The sequence below is a fragment of the Pseudomonas costantinii genome, assembly GCF_001870435.1.
GTDB lineage: Bacteria > Pseudomonadota > Gammaproteobacteria > Pseudomonadales > Pseudomonadaceae > Aquipseudomonas > Aquipseudomonas costantinii.
In genome coordinates this window covers 15,201-31,652 of the sequence record NZ_MDDR01000009.1, presented here as the reverse complement: position 1 = coordinate 31,652, position 16,452 = coordinate 15,201, and the positions used below count along the sequence as shown (strand labels likewise).

The window sequence follows — 16,452 nt, the reverse complement described above, 5'->3', positions numbered from 1 at the left end:
CTGCTATCAATGATGCTGGTTGCGACACAAACAATCCTGCACGCTGCTCAAAACCTTCAGAAAGGCCACGCCCATGAGCCCCCTGACCGAGCAAAACATCGCCGTCAACGGCATTGAGTTAAACATCCATATCGCCGGCCCCGAACACGGCCAGCCCATTTGGTTGCTGCATGGTTTTCCTGAGTGTTGGCACTCCTGGCGCGAGCAGATCCCTGCGCTGGTCGCACAGGGTTATCGGGTCTTCGCCCCCGAAATGCGCGGCTACGGCCAAACAAGCTCGCCTGCCGAGATAGCCGATTACGATCTGCTGACACTGTGCGCGGATATCCAGCAGGCCATGGACTACTTCGACCAGGAGCAGGTCGTGATGGTGGGGCATGATTGGGGCGCCGTTGTGGCCTGGCACCTCGCCTTGCTGGAGCCCGATCGGGTCAGCCGGTTGATCACAATGTCGGTGCCTTTCGCCGGGCGCGCCCGTCGTCCGGTCATTGAAATCATGCGTGAGCTGTATGCCGACCGCTTCAATTACATCCTGTATTTTCAGGAACCCGGTGTGGCCGAGCAGGAATTGAACGCTGATATCGAGCGTACGCTGCGGTTGTTCATGCAGGATCAGGACGTGTTTCTGCAAAAAAAGCCCGCCAGCGCCACCTTGCTTGAAGGTGTTTCAGCCCCTGGCGTGCTGCCGGATTGGTGCCGCCAGGAGGACCTGGATGTGTATGTGCAGACGTTTGCCAACCACGGTTTTCGCGGCCCGCTGAACTGGTATCGCAACTTCGACCGCAATTGGCAGCGCACCGAGTTCCTGGCCGGCAAACAGGTGTTGCAACCCACGTTGTTCCTGATCGGCGACCGCGACCCTGTGGGCGTGTTTGAGGCCCACACCACCAAGCGCATGCCCGATTCAGTGCCTCAGTTGGAGCAGCATGTATTGGCCAACTGCGGTCACTGGATTCAGAACGAGCAAGGGCCGCAGGTCAACGCGCTGATGCTCGCGTTTCTAGGGAGAACGTAAAGGTCGCGCCATGGCCGGGGCGCTCCACCAGTTGGATACTGCGCCCGTGCAATTGCAGGATGCGGTGCACGATGCGCAGGCCCAGGCCGCCATCGCGGCGTGCGCCGCCAATGGTGAAGGCGCGCAGGAACAACCCTTCGCGCAGCTGCGCATCGATGCCGGGGCCGCTGTCGCTGACCGTCACAAGCACGCCACCCGCTTCGGGTGACAGGATCACCTCGACTTCGCCGTTCACCGGCGTATGGCGCAGGGCGTTGTCCAGCAGGTTGGTCAGCACCCGTTCGATCAAGCCCAGGTCGGCCAACACCGTCGGCACCTGCGGCGGCAGGGTTGCGGTGAGGGTGATGGTGCGGGCTTCGGCGGTCAGTTCGAATTTCTGGAAGATGTCCTGCACCAGGTCGGGCAATGAAAAACCTTCGATCACCGGCTGCACAAAGCCGTGCTCCAGGCGCACCAGTTCCAGCAACGATTGGGCCAGGCCGCCGACCTTACGGCTTTGGTCCAAGGCGATACCGAGGTAACGGCGGCGCTCTTCGGGGCTCAGGCTGGCGTCCTTGAGGGACAGGGTTTCCAGGTACCCATGCAGCGACGCCAGCGGTGTGCGCAGGTCGTGGGAAATATTCGCGACCATTTCCCGACGTTCCTGGTCTTGATGGGTGAGGGCGCGTAATTGTTCACCCAGGCGGTTTTCCATCTGTACAAAGGCGTGGTCGAGTACGGCGATTTCATCACCGCTGTCGAGCTCTGGCGTGTGGGCTTGCGCAGGTTTAGGCGCACCGTTGATATCGAACTGGCCGACCTTGTCGGTCAATTGGCGCAGGGGGCGGGTGATCCAGGCAAATGCGATCAAACCGGCCATCAGGCATAACGCCGCGACCAGACCGATGGACCATAAGGCGATTTTCAGCGCCATGCCTGTCGCGTCTTTGGCGTCGTATACATCATGTGCTTCGCCCAGCAGCACCACGTACAAATAGCCGGTTTGCTGACCGTTGGCCTTGAGCGGTGCGGCGCTGAACACTTTGCGCCCGTCGACGCTGCGCGGGTCGTCGCCGAGAATCGGCAGCATGGCGCCGCTGAGAAAGCGCCGGACTGGCGCAAGATCGACCTGATCACGCAGCAAATGCCCACTGGGTGCGGCATTCCCCACTACGCGGCCGTCGATATCGAGCAAATACACCTCGACACTGGGGTTAACCAGCATCAACTGGTTGAACAGGTTGCGCACGGCTTCGGGCTTGAGGCCTTCGGCGTCCATCAGTTGGGTGTCACGGGCGATATGCGCCGCCAGGTCGCGGGACAGGCCTTGCACCACTTCCAGCTCATGCATGCGGTTGGAGCGCACCTGTAACCACGCAGAGGTACCGCTGCAGATCACCAGCAATACGGCGAACACCACTGACAGGCGTTGGGTCAGGGTCAGTTTCATGGCGGGCTCTCGGCAAACTTGTAGCCTCGGCCCCACACCGTGAGGATGCGCGCCGGGTTGGCCGGATCGGCCTCGACCTTGGCCCGCAACCGATTGATATGCGTATTGACCGTGTGTTCATAGCCTTCGTGGCTGTAGCCCCACACGGCGTTGAGCAGGTCCATGCGTGAAAACACTTTGCCCGGCTGGCGGGCGAAGAAGTACAGCAAATCGAACTCCCGCGGGGTCAGGTCCAGGCGCTGGCCTTGCAAGGTGGCGTCGCGGGTCAGTGGGTTGATGAACAACTGGCCGAGGTCGAGGCTGCCGGCGTCCATCTTCAGGTTGCGCGCCATGGCGTCAACCCGGCGCAGCAGCGCCTTGACCCGCGCCACCAGCTCCGGCATCGAGAACGGTTTGGCCAGGTAGTCGTCGGCGCCCAGTTCCAAACCGAGGATGCGGTGTAACTCGCTGGAGCGGGCGCTGGTGATGATGATCGGCGTGTAGCGCGTCATGGCGCGGGCACGGCGGCAGATTTCCAGGCCGTCGACGCCGGGTAACATCAGGTCGAGGATCAACGCATCCCAGCCGCCTTGTTCGAGCAGGCGCAGGCCTTCGTTACCGTCGGCGCTGTGCACCACCTCGAACTGTTCGTCGCGCAAGTGCAGGCAGATCAAGTCGGCAATATGGGCATCGTCCTCGACCACCAGGACACGTTTGGGCTGATCCATGTAAGAGAAACCTTCGCTGTAGTTCGCGCATTGTGCGGGTTTTGCAACAGTGTAGTTATCACGAATTGTTTAACTCTGCGTGAGGATTCCGCGACCGCCCAGGGTCCAGGATGGCGTCATAGCTCAATGAGGAGAACGCCATGTACTCACGTCGACAAATACTGCTGGCCGGTGGCGGCCTGGGTGTCGCCGTCCTGGCCGGTGGTTTGCTGAAACAGATCAACATGATCACCGAGGTAGAAGCCGCCGAAACCTTCGAGGTCAACCACACCGAGGCCGAGTGGCGCAGCCTGCTCAGCGCCGAGCAATTCGACATCCTGCGCGAGGAGGGCACCGAACGCCCTTACAGCAGCGCGCTCAACGATGAACACCGCACGGGCACCTTTGCCTGCGCCGGTTGCGCATTGCCGCTGTTTTCCTCGGCCACCAAGTTCAACAGCCACACCGGTTGGCCGAGCTTCTGGCAGCCGCTGGACAACGCGGTTGCCAGCCACACCGACACCTCCTATGGCGTGGTGCGCAAGGAAATCCACTGCCGCCGGTGCGGCGGTCATCAAGGGCACGTGTTTGACGATGGCCCGCAACCCACCGGTCTACGCTATTGCATGAACGGCGCAGCCATGACGTTCACGGCGGCTTAAGCCAATGTCTTTTTCTACTTGTAAGGGTCGATCCCATGTGGCTTCTGGTTCTCGCGTATCTGGGCGGCGTGCTGACAATTGTCAGCCCGTGCATCCTGCCTGTTCTGCCTTTTGTCTTCGCTCGCACCGGGCAGCCGTTTATGCGCAGTGGCTTGCCGCTGTTAGCGGGGATGGCGGTGACGTTCGCCCTGGTGGCCTCGCTGGCGGCGGTGGGCGGCGGTTGGGTGGTGCAAGTCAATCAGTACGGGCGCTGGCTCGCGTTGCTGTGCGTTGCCCTGTTCGGATTGACGCTGCTGTTGCCGCAGTTGTCGGAACGCCTGACGCGCCCGTTGGTAGCCGCCGGCAGTCGCCTGTCGCAAGCCGCAGGGGCCGATGCCAAACCGCGTCCGGGCGCTTCGTTCCTGATTGGCGTGGCCACCGGATTGCTGTGGGCACCCTGCGCCGGGCCGATCCTGGGGCTGGTGCTCACGGGCGCCGCGCTACAGGGCGCCAGCATCGGTACTACCTTGCTCTTGCTGGCCTACGCCGCCGGTGCTGCCACTTCCCTGGCCTTGGCGCTGCTGGTCGGCGGTAAAGTCTTCGGCTTGATGAAGCGTTCCCTTGGCGCCGGTGAATGGCTGCGCCGTGGCCTCGGCGCGCTGATGTTGGTCGGTGTAGCCGCCATCGCCCTGGGCCTGGATACCGGCGTGTTGTCGCGGTTGTCGACGGCGTCCACCGGTGGCCTGGAGCAAAGCCTGGTCGACCGCCTGAACGCCAAGCCGGAACAGAAGGGCGGGGCGATGATGGCTGGTGGCGCGATGATGATGGCCGCCAACCACAGCGACACGCTGCCGATCGAAGGTGCGTTGCCGCCTCTGGACGGCGCAGTGCAATGGCTCAACAGCCCGCCACTGACTGCCGAAGGCTTGAAAGGCAAAGTGGTGCTGGTGGATTTCTGGACCTACTCCTGTATCAACTGCCTGCGCACCTTGCCCTACGTAAAAGCCTGGGCCGAGAAATACCACGACCAGGGCCTGGTGGTGATTGGCGTGCATGCCCCGGAATTCGCATTCGAGCGGGATGTGAACAATGTCACCAAGGCCATGAAGGACCTGGGGATCACCTATCCGGTGGCCATCGACAACAACTACAAGATCTGGCGCGCGTTCAACAACCAGTACTGGCCGGCGCATTATTTCGCCGATGCCAAGGGCCAGATCCGTTATCACCACTTTGGCGAGGGCGACTACGCCGAGTCGGAGCGGGTGATCCAGCAGTTGTTGCGTGAAGCTGGGGCTAAAAATGTTGCAGGTGGCTTGATCGAGGCCGACGCCAAGGGCGTGCAGCAAGCGCCGGACATGAACGAAGTGCAGTCGCCGGAAACCTACCTGGGCTTCCAGCGCGCCGAGAACTTCGTCACCACCGGCGCCCTGGGCACCGACACGGTGGTGAACTACCCAGTGGCCGGCAACCTGGCCCTGAACAACTGGACCCTGGAAGGTCAATGGAACGTCGGCGGGCAACAAGCCGCCCTCGACCAGGCTGGCGGGCGCATCGTCTATCGCTTCCACGCCCGTGACCTGCACCTGGTGCTTGGCCCGGGGGCTGATGGCAAGCCGGTGCGCTTCAAAGTGACGATTGATGGCCAGGTGCCGGGCGATGCCCACGGCACCGATGTGGCCCCGGATGGCAGCGGCACGGTGACCGAGCAGCGCTTGTATCAACTGGTGCGTCAGCCGGGTGCGGTCCAGGACCGTACCTTCACCATCGAGTTTCTCGACCCGCATGTGGCGGCCTATGCCTTTACCTTCGGCTGAACTGAAAACCCAATCACTGTGGGAGCAGGCAAGCCAGCTCCCACACTTGATCGCGTTCTGGAGTGAATTTGATGAAAGTGCTCAAGTATTTACCGGTCCTGGCATTCGCTGCATTCGTTGGCCAAAGTTCGGCGTTTTCCTTCGGCGCCTCCGAGGAGGCCGTGATGATCGCACCCCCCGCACTCGACCTGCCGGGCGAGTCCGGTAACGTGCAAACCGCTGTGTTTGCCGGTGGCTGTTTCTGGGGCGTCCAAGGCGTGTTCCAACATGTGCAAGGGGTGAAAAACGCGGTGTCCGGCTACGACGGCGGTGCGGCGAGCACCGCTCAGTACGAATCCGTCAGCGGGGGGGATACCGGCCACGCCGAGTCCGTGTCGGTGACCTACGATCCGAGTAAGGTCAGCTACGGCAAACTCTTGCAGATCTACTTCTCGGTGGCCCACAACCCGACCGAGCTGAACCGCCAAGGCCCGGACACTGGCACCCAATACCGTTCGGAAATTTTTGCGCAGAATGCCGAGCAACAAAAAGTCGCCCAGGCCTACATTGCACAGTTGGACGCGGCCAAAGCTTTCGACAAGCCGATTGTGACCAAGGTGGAGATGGGCAAGGCGTTTTACCCGGCGGAGTCCTACCATCAGGACTTCCTCACCGAGAACCCGTCTTACCCGTACATCGTGATCAATGATTTACCGAAGGTGGCGCAATTGAAAAAGCTGTTCCCCGATCAATACCGCGCGGAGCCTGTCCTGGTAAAAAACCAATAAAAACGATCATTCCCCACGCTCTGCGTGGGAACGATCTTTAGACAACCTCCAGGTACGAGCTATGAATCGCCCGCGCAAGCTCCCGCACCGTGTCGATATAGTCCGTGAGACGGCTATGCAACCCGTCCTCCAGAATTTCATCAATCCCCGTATACCGCAGTCGCGCCTCGAATTCCGCGGCCAACCGCTGCGCCGCTCGGCCATAACTTCCCGGCAAATCCGCCAGAATATGGCTCAACTCCTCGATACACGCATGCAACGAACGCGGCACGTCACTGCGCAATAACAGCAACTCCGACACCGAGCGTGCATTCAGCGCATTCGGGTACAGCTCGGTATACGCCTCGAATGACGACAGCGCGCGGAGCAGGGCGCTCCACTGGTAATAACCGCGTGCCGACAGGTCGCTGACTTCTTCCGATTCCTCGCCAAACATCTCGTAGCGCGCATCCAGCAGGCGCAGCGTGTTATCCGCGCGCTCGACAAAGGTGCCCAGGCGAATAAACCGATACGCGTCATTGCGCATGATGGTCCCGGAGGTCGCGCCCCGGAACAGGTGCGAACGCTGTTTGACCCAGTCACAAAAGTGGCTGATGCCATGCCGCGCGAGGCCGCCGGCGGCGATGCTGCGCATTTCCAGCCACGTGGCGTTGAGGTTTTCCCACATGTCGGCGGTGATGCGCCCGCGTACGGCATGGGCATTGCCCCTGGCGGCGCGCAAGCAGTTGTAGATGCTGGCCGGGTTTTCTTCGTCGAGCGCGAAGAAGTGCAGCATGCGCTCGGCATCCAGTTGTTTGTGACGCTCCAGGTAGCTGTCCAGGGTGCCGCTGCTGAGCAACGACATCGCCAGTTCATCCAGGCCATCGCTGCGCCCGGCCTGGGGCATCAAGGACAACGAATAACTGACTTCCAACATGCGCGCCAGGTTCTCGGCGCGCTCCAGGTAACGGGACATCCAGTACAGATCTGCGGCGGTTCTACTCAACATACTCAGCCCTCCACCACCCAGGTGTCCTTGGTTCCGCCGCCTTGCGACGAGTTGACGATCAACGAGCCCTCACGTAAGGCCACGCGCGTGAGGCCACCGGGCACCAGGCGGGTTTCCTTGCCCGACAGCACGAACGGTCGCAGGTCGATATGCCGCGGCGCGATGCCGTTCTCGACAAAGGTGGGGCAGGTGGACAGGCTCAGGGTGGGTTGGGCGATGTACGCGTGGGGGCGGGCCTTGATACGTTGGCGGAAGTCCTCGATCTCAGCGGCGCTGGATGCCGGGCCGACCAGCATGCCGTAGCCGCCGGAGCCCTGGGTTTCCTTGACCACCAGCTCCGGTAAATGGGCCAGCACATGGGACAGCTCATCCGGTTTGCGGCATTGGAAGGTCGGCACGTTTTGCAGGATCGGTTCCTCATCCAGGTAGAAGCGGATCATCTCCGGCACATAGGGGTAGATCGACTTATCGTCGGCCACACCGGTGCCGATGGCGTTGGCCAGCACCACGTTGCCCGCGCAGTAAGCGGCGACCAGGCCTGGCACACCGAGCATTGAGTCCGGGTTGAACGCCTGCGGATCGAGGAACGCGTCGTCGATACGACGGTAGATCACGTCCACGGCCTTGGGGCCGTCGGTGGTGCGCATGAACACCTTGAGGTCCTGCACGAACAGGTCGGCACCTTCCACCAGCTCCACACCCATCTCCCGAGCGAGGAAGGCATGTTCGAAGAACGCGCTGTTGAAGCGCCCAGGGGTCAGCACCACCACATTCGGGTTATCCAGGCGGCTGGAGCTTTTCAGGGTCTTGAGCAACAGGTTGGGGTAGTGGTCTACCGGCGCGATGCGTTGCTTGGCAAACACTTCCGGGAACAAGCGCATCATCATCTTGCGATCTTCGAGCATGTAGCTCACGCCGCTGGGGGTGCGCAGGTTGTCTTCGAGCACGTAGTAAGTGCCGTCGCCGTCGCGCACCAGGTCTACCCCGGAGATATGCGAGTAGATGTCGCGGTGCAGGTCCAGGCCGACCATTGCCTTTTGGTAACCCTCGTTACCCAGCACTTGGTCCGCCGGAATAATCCCGGCCTTGATGATGCGTTGGTCGTGGTAGATGTCGGCAAGGAACATGTTCAGTGCATTTACACGCTGAATGCAGCCACGTTCGATCACGCTCCATTCACTGGCGGGGATGCTGCGGGGGATGATGTCGAAGGGGATCAGGCGCTCGGTGTCCTGCTCGTCGCCGTAGAGGGTGAAAGTGATCCCGGCGCGGTGGAACAGCAAGTCGGCTTCGCGACGCCTTTGGGCCAGCAGTTCCGGCGGCGTATTGGCCAGCCAGCGGGAGAATTCCTGATAGTGCGCACGGCATACACCGTGTGCGTCATTCATTTCATCAAAGAAAGATCGAGCCATTCCAGTACCTTGTCAGTGCCCAGGGTTGCATGGGGTGGCACTGCCGCTTTAAAAAACGCATTTTTTATGAGCCCGTGGCTGATGGTGCCAACAGGCCTGGTCCTTACTTTCTTATGGGGTCGGCTCTGGGTCGGGGGGTAACGAATGCTCCTGTATCGGGGTGTGGCAGAGGGGTAGTGAATGGATTAAGCAATGCTTGTGCCGAAACCTGTTTTTAGCACCCAATCCTCTGTGGCGAGGCCGCTTGCTCGCGCTGTGTGCGCAACGCTCCCTCTTTCAGTGCTGCTGTGCTGCACCGAATGCTCTGATTTGGTGCGTCAGAACGCTTGACCGTCGCATACCCCCGAGACGCTTCACAAGGGCTATCGCCAGTCACTGCTATTCTTAATGTGCACACCTTGGCCATTTAGGGTGTTCTGGTTTATTACCCTGGTGGGCAACCCTGGTGCTTAAGCGAGGAGATGGTTATGCCCCAAGAGCGGGAGGAAGACGAACTCAACGACCCAGGGAATGAAGACCCGGGGTCGCTGATGGATGATGCGCAGGTGCCGCTGAAGGTCCAGGATAAAGCGGCCGATTCAGAGAATACCGAGAGACAAGACTGAACCCTCACGCGGGTTCGTTGCTCATATTGCGCCGGTATGGGCAGGCCTACGCCGGCAGGTTCCTGATGTTGGATTCAAGGACGCTGGAAGGTGTGAACACGATGTCGTAGCCCCCGCTTGTGGTCGAGTCCATAAACCCTTGGATCCCTGTTTGCTGTTCAGGGCCGAGTGTGTAGACGTTGGCGTTACCTGCCGTGGCCGGCGTGATTTTCGTGCCCCCTAGTGCATGATCCAGCGAGGAAGAGTTGGAGTGATAAAGGTACAACTGGCCATCAGGCGTTTTTTGGATGTAGACAACGTGAGACATTTTGCCCTTGTTGTAACCCACTCTATTGATAAACGTGATGACGCCCGATTCTGTGATGTCTGCCGTGTTGAAGGTGCTTTTGAGGGTATCCGGCCCAACGTTCAACATTCGTTTATAGCGCTCCGTTCCACCACCTTCAAATTCGGGAAGGATGCGGTTGTAGGCGGTCTCCGTGATTTTCTTGTCGGCTTGAGCGCTGCGTAATGCAGTGGCGTAGCAAATATCCAGTTGAGGCTCTTTATCCAGTTTCTTATACAGTGTGTTCAGGTTGTCACTCAGTTCGTCACTGGACAGCACTTTGGGTTTGAAATCCTTGAGCGCTGGCCCGTAGGGTTGGTGGGTCGTTGCGTCAAGCGCATGCCAATTGCCCGTCCCCTCGTCAAGCTTGGCTATTACGCCGATGTCATCCAACGCATTGGCTGACTTGATCGAGCCCTCGGCGATCCCCGGCGTTTTCGTCAGTGCTATTGGATCAATTTTGCTCAGGGTTCCCCGCAGTTGCTTGAAGCCATTGCGCGTGGCGGTGAATGTCTTGCGGGCCGCCTTGGAAACGCCTCGAGCCAGATCATCGATACCGCTTAATGGGTTAAGGCTACCGATGACTGCACGTCCTACGATTTTCGCCCCTTGGGCCAGTTTGGCAGCTGCTGAAGCACCGCTTTGAATGACTTTGGCACCTTTCGCAGCAGCCCCCAGGCCTACTGCAAAACCGAAGGCATCCAGTGTCAGGTCGACGATGCCGTCGCCGATGTTGCCGTTTGCGAAGTTCTTGATCGCGGACCTCAAGGGGATCAGGTTGAGCATGAACTCATGGGCTTTTTTGTAAAACGGTACCTCGGTATCAAAGGTGGTCGCCCCTTCAGCTTGCTCTTTTAACGCCCCGATATTGATTTCCTTCACCAGCGCGTCTGCGATGTAGGCCGTTCGGGCACTACTGAAACTGCGAGGTGGGGCGCGTCCCAAGATTTTTTCGTCGGTCGGACTGGGGCCATATGTTCCCGAAGGAACCACTTCGAGCAAGGTCTTATAAGGTTCTCGAGTGTCGGTTGGATAGTCTCCCGGCTGGAAGTCGCCCAAGTCCTTGCGCTCCACAATCTTGTTGTTTTTCAGATCAATCTCATAAGTATGGATTTTTCCGTCAAGTACGGTTTTGACCAGCAGGTTGCTGCCTTGGGATGCCGGCGTGCTTTCTTTGAAACGGCTATAGGCCGAGTAACTGTTGTTCCACTCCTTTACCACCGTGATTTTGCCGAACTCCAGACGTTCGCGGTCTGCCAGAGGCAGTTTAGATATCAGGTGTTTGACCTGAGTGGCCGCGCTTTTTTCCGCCTGCGCGCAATAATCTGAAAAAGCGCTTTCGAACAACGTCGACAAGCTCGGAAGGTCTTTGAACGTCTTCAGCACGTCATTGATTTTTACCTCGCCTGATGACGAGACCCACTGGCTGGTCTCCGGACGGGGTTTGAATCGACCACGTACGCCGAGAACCCGAGGCTGTACAGCCGGTGTGCTGCCCATCAAGCTTCGTTCATCCATGTACAGGTCCAGCACCGAGTAGGGGCCGGGGAAGTCTTGGTGGGAAGGTTCTACGGTGATGCACTTTTTGTCGAACAGGGCCGGGTCCATTTCCGGCAGGATTTTTTTCAACTCCGCCAGGGCCATTTCCCGGGCGTCCGGCACAAGCGTGGTTTGCGCTTCACTGGCGGCTTGCAGTGCCTGAATCTGCGCGTTGTAGGCTTTACGCACGTCGTCTATCGCCGTGTCGGTCAGCGCGAACCCCATGCCATTGGCACTCCCCCAGTCTCTGAGCGCCTCTGTTTGGGCCGCATATTCGACCTGACGCTCTTGCGCGGAGATCGGGGCGATATCCGCTTCAAGCATCACTTGCCCATAACTCATCAATGCTGTGATGCCAGGCGCTTTTGCTTCGAGGCGCGCCACGGCAGTGACAAAGGTGACCCAACTATGGGTGCCCGGTACAACTTGCACCGGGATGTCCTTGACCAGAAACTCCGGTGCCCGGCTGGACAGCAGCAGGTGAGCTTGAATCATGGCTTTCTCGGACGAGGAGGCCTTGCCTGACGTCATCAGGTGCTCGGCCAGTTCGTCGACAATGGTGGATGCGCGCTTGCCCTGATTCTCTTTCGATGACATGGGATAGCCCGCGACCCAGGCTTTAGACTGGATTTTTAGGACGCTTGGGGTTCCGGTCACCGTGTCACTCTGGTCGGCACTCATGGCCGCCAGCAGCCAGTCAGTGGCACTGCCTTTGACTGCGCGCGCTTCGAATTTTGCCTGAATGGCCTCGCCCAACGCCCTGCCTTTGGGCGAGTGAATCAAGGTGTCGATCAAGAGCCTGGGGTTTTGCGCCTGGGCGGGGTAGACCTGCGAATGCTGCAGTAAGTACTCCAGCACGCTCTTGAATGGCTTCAGGTCGATGTCGCCGAACGTGCCATGGCGAATATCTGCGCGCAATTGCAACTGGCTGCTCCGGTCCAGCGGTATGGGCCAATCCAGGGCACCGCCGTAATTACCATGCTTGGGGCTGACCGGAGCAGGCCTGGACAACGCGTTGGCCAAGTTGTCCAGTTCTGCCTGGTTAGCGGGAATGTCCAGGCCGTTGTCTTCCAGAAACTGCTTGAGGCTGATGTCGTTCCATTTATCGACATGGGTCTTGCGGTAGGTGCTACTGGGGTCAATATTGACCTTGCTGGTCTTCAGGTAATCGAGGATGTCATGGTCGGTGCGCAAACCTTCCTTCAGAAAATTGGCGAAGAAGCGCAACGCGTGAACGGCATCCTGCTGGGTACGGATGTTGCCGATCATGGCCTTTTGGCCTTCAAGTTTTTCCTCGCTACGCGGCTCGAGAACCCCCGAAAAATGAGCAGGGTCGAGCTCGGGAAAAGTTTTATCCTGCTGTAATTGTGCCGCGCGTTGCTGGGTGTCAGAGGTGCCGAACGAATCGTTTGCGAAGTAGAAGCGCGCGACCAGCCATAACGGTGCCGTCGTGCTGCTTTCGGTTAACGCAGGCTTGTAGTCGCGGAATGTATGCCCGCCAATCACGCGTGCCGCGGCGATGACAGGCCCGCTGACCTTTGACCACATTGGGTCGCTCAGGTCGCGCGCGTGCACGCCGGGCTTACCGATAGAGCGCTGGAACTCAAAGCTGATTTGCCCCGTGATCGGGTTGATTTTCATCGTCTCGGGATGAATACCCAACTCTCGCATCCACTCGGCAACGTTCGGCGACTGAAAGGCCCGCCCGAGTTGCGACCACCACTGGCCGAACGTCGAGTTTGGCGGGATGTTCTCGAGCATCAGCGTGTTGTCATGACTGGGCACGCCTGTGGTGCGCGCGAGTGCCTGGCCATATAGGCCGGCCAACTCACTGTCGCCTTGGCTGCGGGGGCTACGGGTGTCTGGCTCAATTGCCGGGGCTTCACGCTTGGGCCGGGCGGGCGTTGGTTCAGTGTGGGTGGCCAGCGGAATGTGGTGTGAGGGCGTGATGGCTTGGGAAACAGTCGGCATGGTCAGGTCTCATCAGGTATTTTCTGAGTACGCCCGGGGAACGCTTCATACCCGTGACATAAACATTCGTACCCAAACCGCCGGCAACGATTCCCTCTCAAAACCGATTACTCGTTACCAACCGTTGCCAACTGCGCCCCGCAGCGCGCATTGGCGGCTGGGGTAATGCCTGCACGACGATGACCTGACATATATCGACCGTATCCTGACCAGTACGCTATAAGAGCCCACTGGATTGGAGTTTATGGCCCCGTAAAACGTTAACCTTGATGACAGGGATGTCAGCGACAAAAAAACTGACATCTCCTACCTTGAGGCTTTTTGCATGAAGCGCGGTACCGTGTTCACGATCGTGGGTGGTTTGCTCTGTGGGCTGGTGTTGGTCTGGGCCTGGAATTGGCGGGGCAACCCCGACGCCTTGTGGCATATCGTCAGCCAGCAATGCGTGCCGAACCAGCAACAGCAGCACAAACCCGACCCGTGCCTGGCAGTGGACCTGGAGCACGGTTTCACACTGCTCAAGGACCGTAACGGCCCGGTGCATGACCTGTTGATACCGGTAAACAAGGTCACCGGTATCGAAGAAGCGGCCCTCGGTAGCCAATTGTTACCGCATTACTTCGCCCAGGCTTGGCAGCACCGCAATGTGTTGTCCGATGGGCTGAACAAGGCGATCCCGGATCAATTCGTCTCGGTGGCGATCAACTCGCGCTACGGCCGCACGCAGAACCAGCTGCATGTGCATATCGCCTGCCTGCGCCCGGCTGTCTTTGCGGCCCTCAATCAGCAGAGCACTACCCTCGATGAACAGTGGCGTGTGCTGCCGACCCGATTGATGGGGCACACCTACAGCGCCCGTACGCTCCCGGCGGCGGATGTCGATGCGCTCGATCCGTTCGCATTGCTGCGTGAATACGTGCAAGCCCGGGGCGATTCGATGAGCCAGTACGGCCTGCTGATGACGCCCCGAGCCGATGGCCGCCTTGTGTTGTTGACCACGCACCTGGCACCGGGCGAGCTCAATCGGGGTTCCGCTGAAGAGCTGCAGGACCCTCACTGCGACCTGATGAACCCACAGCAAGCCTCCCTACAACGACCTCTTTAGACGATAAACGACACTGCCTCGAACTTACCCATTGAACGACTGTTCAGTTTGAACTATGTTGACCGCATCCACCCGTTTGCACACAAGCGGGTTCGCGCTTTTTCTTCTTGAACGAGAGGCTCTGGCATGCGGTTTTCCCCCTTCGTTGAACGAATTGCAGGGCAGGGCGTAGCCGCCTGGGACATCCACCACGCCGCGTTCCACGCCGCAAGCCAAGGCGAAGACATCATTATCCTCAGCGTTGGCGACCCTGATTTCGCCACGCCGTCCTTCATCACCGATGCCGCCGTCAGCGCCTTGCGCGACGGTGATACCCATTACACCGAAATCCCTGGCCGCCCGACATTACGCGATGCCATCGCGGCGCGTTATAGCCAGACCCTGGCCCGCCCGCTGGCCGCCGAAAACGTGATCATCGTGCCCGGCGCGCAGAATGCCTTGTTCGTCAGTTCCCTGTGCTTGTTGCAAGCCGGCGATGAAGTGCTGGTGCTCGACCCGATGTACGTCACTTACGAAGCCACGCTCAAGGCCAGTGGGGCGACGCTGGTGCGCGTGCCGTGTTCGCCGGAATCGGGTTTTCGTCTTGATCCGGCATCACTCGCCGCCGCGATCACGCCGCGTACCCGGGCGATTTTTTTCTCCAACCCGAATAATCCCACCGGCGTTGTACTCAGCCCACCCGAGCTGCAAGCCATTGCTGATTTGGCCATCGCCCATGACCTGTGGGTGGTGGTGGACGAAGTCTACGAAAGCCTGGTGTTCGACGGCGAATATCACAGCCTCGCAGCCTTGCCCGGCATGGCCGAGCGCTGCATCGTGATCGGCAGCTTGTCCAAGTCCCACGCGATGACCGGCTGGCGTATCGGCTGGATCATCGCGGCGCCTGAGATGGTCGTGCACGCCGAAACCCTGGTGTTGAGCATGCTCTATGGCTTGCCCGGGTTCGTGATGGAAGCCGCCACGGCGGCGGTGCTGGCCCATGAAGACGTGACGGTGGGCATGCGCGAGATCTACCGACGTCGACGTGACTTGGTGGTGGCCGGCCTTAGTGCGTGCCCAGGGATCAAGGTGCAGGCGCCTCAAGCGGGCATGTTTGTGCTGATGGATGTGCGCGGCACCGGCTTGAGTTCATTGGATTTTGCCTGGCGGTTGTTCCGTGAAGCAGGTGTCTCGGTGCTGGATGCCGCCGCGTTTGGTGAGCCCGCCCAAGGTTTCGTGCGCTTGTCCTTTACCCTGGGCGAAGAACGCTTGGCCGAAGCGTGCCGGCGTATCGCTGCGTTTGTCGCCAAGCTCACCGGTGAACCGCGCATCGCGGCGGCACCAAAGGTTGAAGTGGTGCAACCGGCGCAAGCCAAGAAGATGATCGAGGTCATCGACCTGCATAAACGCTTCGGCAATATCGAGGTGCTCAAGGGCATCTCGCTCACGGCCCACGAAGGTGAAGTCATCTCGCTGATCGGTGCCAGCGGCTCGGGTAAAAGCACCTTGCTGCGCTGCATCAACATGCTTGAAGTGCCGGACCAGGGCAGCATCCATGTCGACGGCGAAAGCATCAAGTTGAACTACGGTTGCCCCGGCTCGCCGCTGGTGGCCGACGCCAAGCAACTGGTGCGCATCCGTTCGACCCTGGGCATGGTGTTCCAGAACTTCAACCTGTGGCCCCATCGCACGGTGCTGGAAAACCTGATCGAAGCCCCCATCCAGGTGCTGCGCGAAAGCCGTGCCGAAGCCATCGAACGCGCTGAAGCCTTGCTCGACCGTGTCGGCCTCGCCTCCAAGCGCAACGAATTTCCGGCGTTTCTCTCCGGTGGTCAGCAACAGCGTGTGGCCATTGCCCGTGCGCTGGCCATGCGCCCCAAAGTCATGCTGTTTGACGAACCCACCTCGGCCCTTGATCCGGAGCTGGTGGGCGAAGTACTGCGGGTGATCCGCTCCCTGGCCGAGGAAGGCCGCACCATGATTCTGGTTACCCATGAAATGGCATTCGCGCGGGATGTGTCGTCCAAAGTGGCTTTTCTGCACCAAGGCATGATCGAGGAAAGCGGCTCGCCGGACTCGGTGTTTATCGACCCACGCAGTGAACGTTGCCGGCAGTTCGTCAACGCGCATCAAACTCGCTAATTCCATAATAAGACGGGGCAAAATCATGAAA

Annotated in this window: 12 protein-coding genes; 7 read left to right on the top strand and 5 right to left on the bottom strand. The window is 59.8% G+C overall.

Annotated elements, in window-relative coordinates; genetic code table 11:
- Window positions 1–73: 73 nt before the first annotated feature.
- Window positions 74–1,015: an alpha/beta fold hydrolase gene (locus BFL40_RS07155; RefSeq protein WP_071483293.1), complete on the top strand. Its 942-nt coding sequence runs from the start codon at window positions 74–76 to the stop codon at window positions 1,013–1,015.
- Here the strand turns inward: BFL40_RS07155 and BFL40_RS07150 are convergent.
- Both BFL40_RS07150 and BFL40_RS07145 read right to left on the bottom strand, forming a co-directional pair.
- A complete protein-coding gene (locus BFL40_RS07150; protein WP_071483292.1) occupies window positions 978–2,444 on the bottom strand; it encodes a sensor histidine kinase in 1,467 nt (488 codons plus the stop codon). The two genes, BFL40_RS07155 and BFL40_RS07150, sit on opposite strands and share 38 nt — an antisense overlap.
- Window positions 2,441–3,151, bottom strand: a complete 711-nt coding sequence (locus tag BFL40_RS07145; RefSeq protein WP_058425926.1) for a response regulator transcription factor — start codon at window positions 3,149–3,151, stop codon at window positions 2,441–2,443. The genes BFL40_RS07150 and BFL40_RS07145 overlap by 4 nt, the downstream gene beginning before the upstream one ends.
- A 140-nt stretch (window positions 3,152–3,291) precedes the next feature.
- Here BFL40_RS07145 and msrB point away from each other — a divergent pair, with 140 nt between their 5' ends.
- The 3 genes from msrB to msrA all read left to right on the top strand — a co-directional run bounded on the left by msrB (window position 3,292) and on the right by msrA (window position 6,355).
- A complete protein-coding gene (gene msrB / locus BFL40_RS07140) occupies window positions 3,292–3,792 on the top strand; it encodes a peptide-methionine (R)-S-oxide reductase MsrB (protein ID WP_071483291.1) in 501 nt (166 codons plus the stop codon).
- A gap of 35 nt (window positions 3,793–3,827) precedes the next feature.
- On the top strand, window positions 3,828–5,588 hold the full coding sequence (locus BFL40_RS07135) for a cytochrome c biogenesis protein DipZ (protein ID WP_071483290.1): 1,761 nt from the start codon (window positions 3,828–3,830) through the stop codon (window positions 5,586–5,588).
- 71 nt (window positions 5,589–5,659) lie between these two features.
- A complete protein-coding gene (gene msrA / locus BFL40_RS07130; protein ID WP_071483289.1) occupies window positions 5,660–6,355 on the top strand; it encodes a peptide-methionine (S)-S-oxide reductase MsrA in 696 nt (231 codons plus the stop codon).
- Between the two features lie 37 nt (window positions 6,356–6,392).
- Here msrA and BFL40_RS07125 read toward each other — a convergent pair whose 3' ends face one another.
- Together BFL40_RS07125 and BFL40_RS07120 are read right to left on the bottom strand one after the other, a co-directional pair.
- Entirely contained in the window at window positions 6,393–7,343 is a 951-nt protein-coding gene (locus tag BFL40_RS07125; protein WP_071483288.1) for an alpha-E domain-containing protein, read from the bottom strand.
- A 2-nt stretch (window positions 7,344–7,345) separates the two neighbouring features.
- Window positions 7,346–8,755, bottom strand: a complete 1,410-nt coding sequence (locus BFL40_RS07120) for a circularly permuted type 2 ATP-grasp protein (RefSeq protein WP_071483287.1) — start codon at window positions 8,753–8,755, stop codon at window positions 7,346–7,348.
- 467 nt (window positions 8,756–9,222) lie between these two features.
- Between BFL40_RS07120 and BFL40_RS34030 the strand changes: the two genes are divergently transcribed.
- A complete protein-coding gene (locus BFL40_RS34030; protein WP_162843022.1) occupies window positions 9,223–9,360 on the top strand; it encodes a hypothetical protein in 138 nt (45 codons plus the stop codon).
- 46 nt (window positions 9,361–9,406) lie between these two features.
- Here BFL40_RS34030 and BFL40_RS07115 read toward each other — a convergent pair whose 3' ends face one another.
- Entirely contained in the window at window positions 9,407–13,195 is a 3,789-nt protein-coding gene (locus BFL40_RS07115; protein ID WP_071483286.1) for a DUF8038 domain-containing protein, read from the bottom strand.
- A gap of 325 nt (window positions 13,196–13,520) precedes the next feature.
- On the opposite strand from BFL40_RS07115, the gene BFL40_RS07110 reads away from it, so the two are divergent.
- Window positions 13,521–14,300 (top strand): CDP-diacylglycerol diphosphatase, encoded by a 780-nt coding sequence (locus BFL40_RS07110; protein ID WP_071483285.1) that lies wholly within the window; start codon window positions 13,521–13,523, stop codon window positions 14,298–14,300.
- Between the two features lie 126 nt (window positions 14,301–14,426).
- On the top strand, window positions 14,427–16,421 hold the full coding sequence (locus tag BFL40_RS34425; RefSeq protein WP_071483284.1) for an aminotransferase class I/II-fold pyridoxal phosphate-dependent enzyme: 1,995 nt from the start codon (window positions 14,427–14,429) through the stop codon (window positions 16,419–16,421).
- Window positions 16,422–16,452 lie beyond the last annotated feature (31 nt).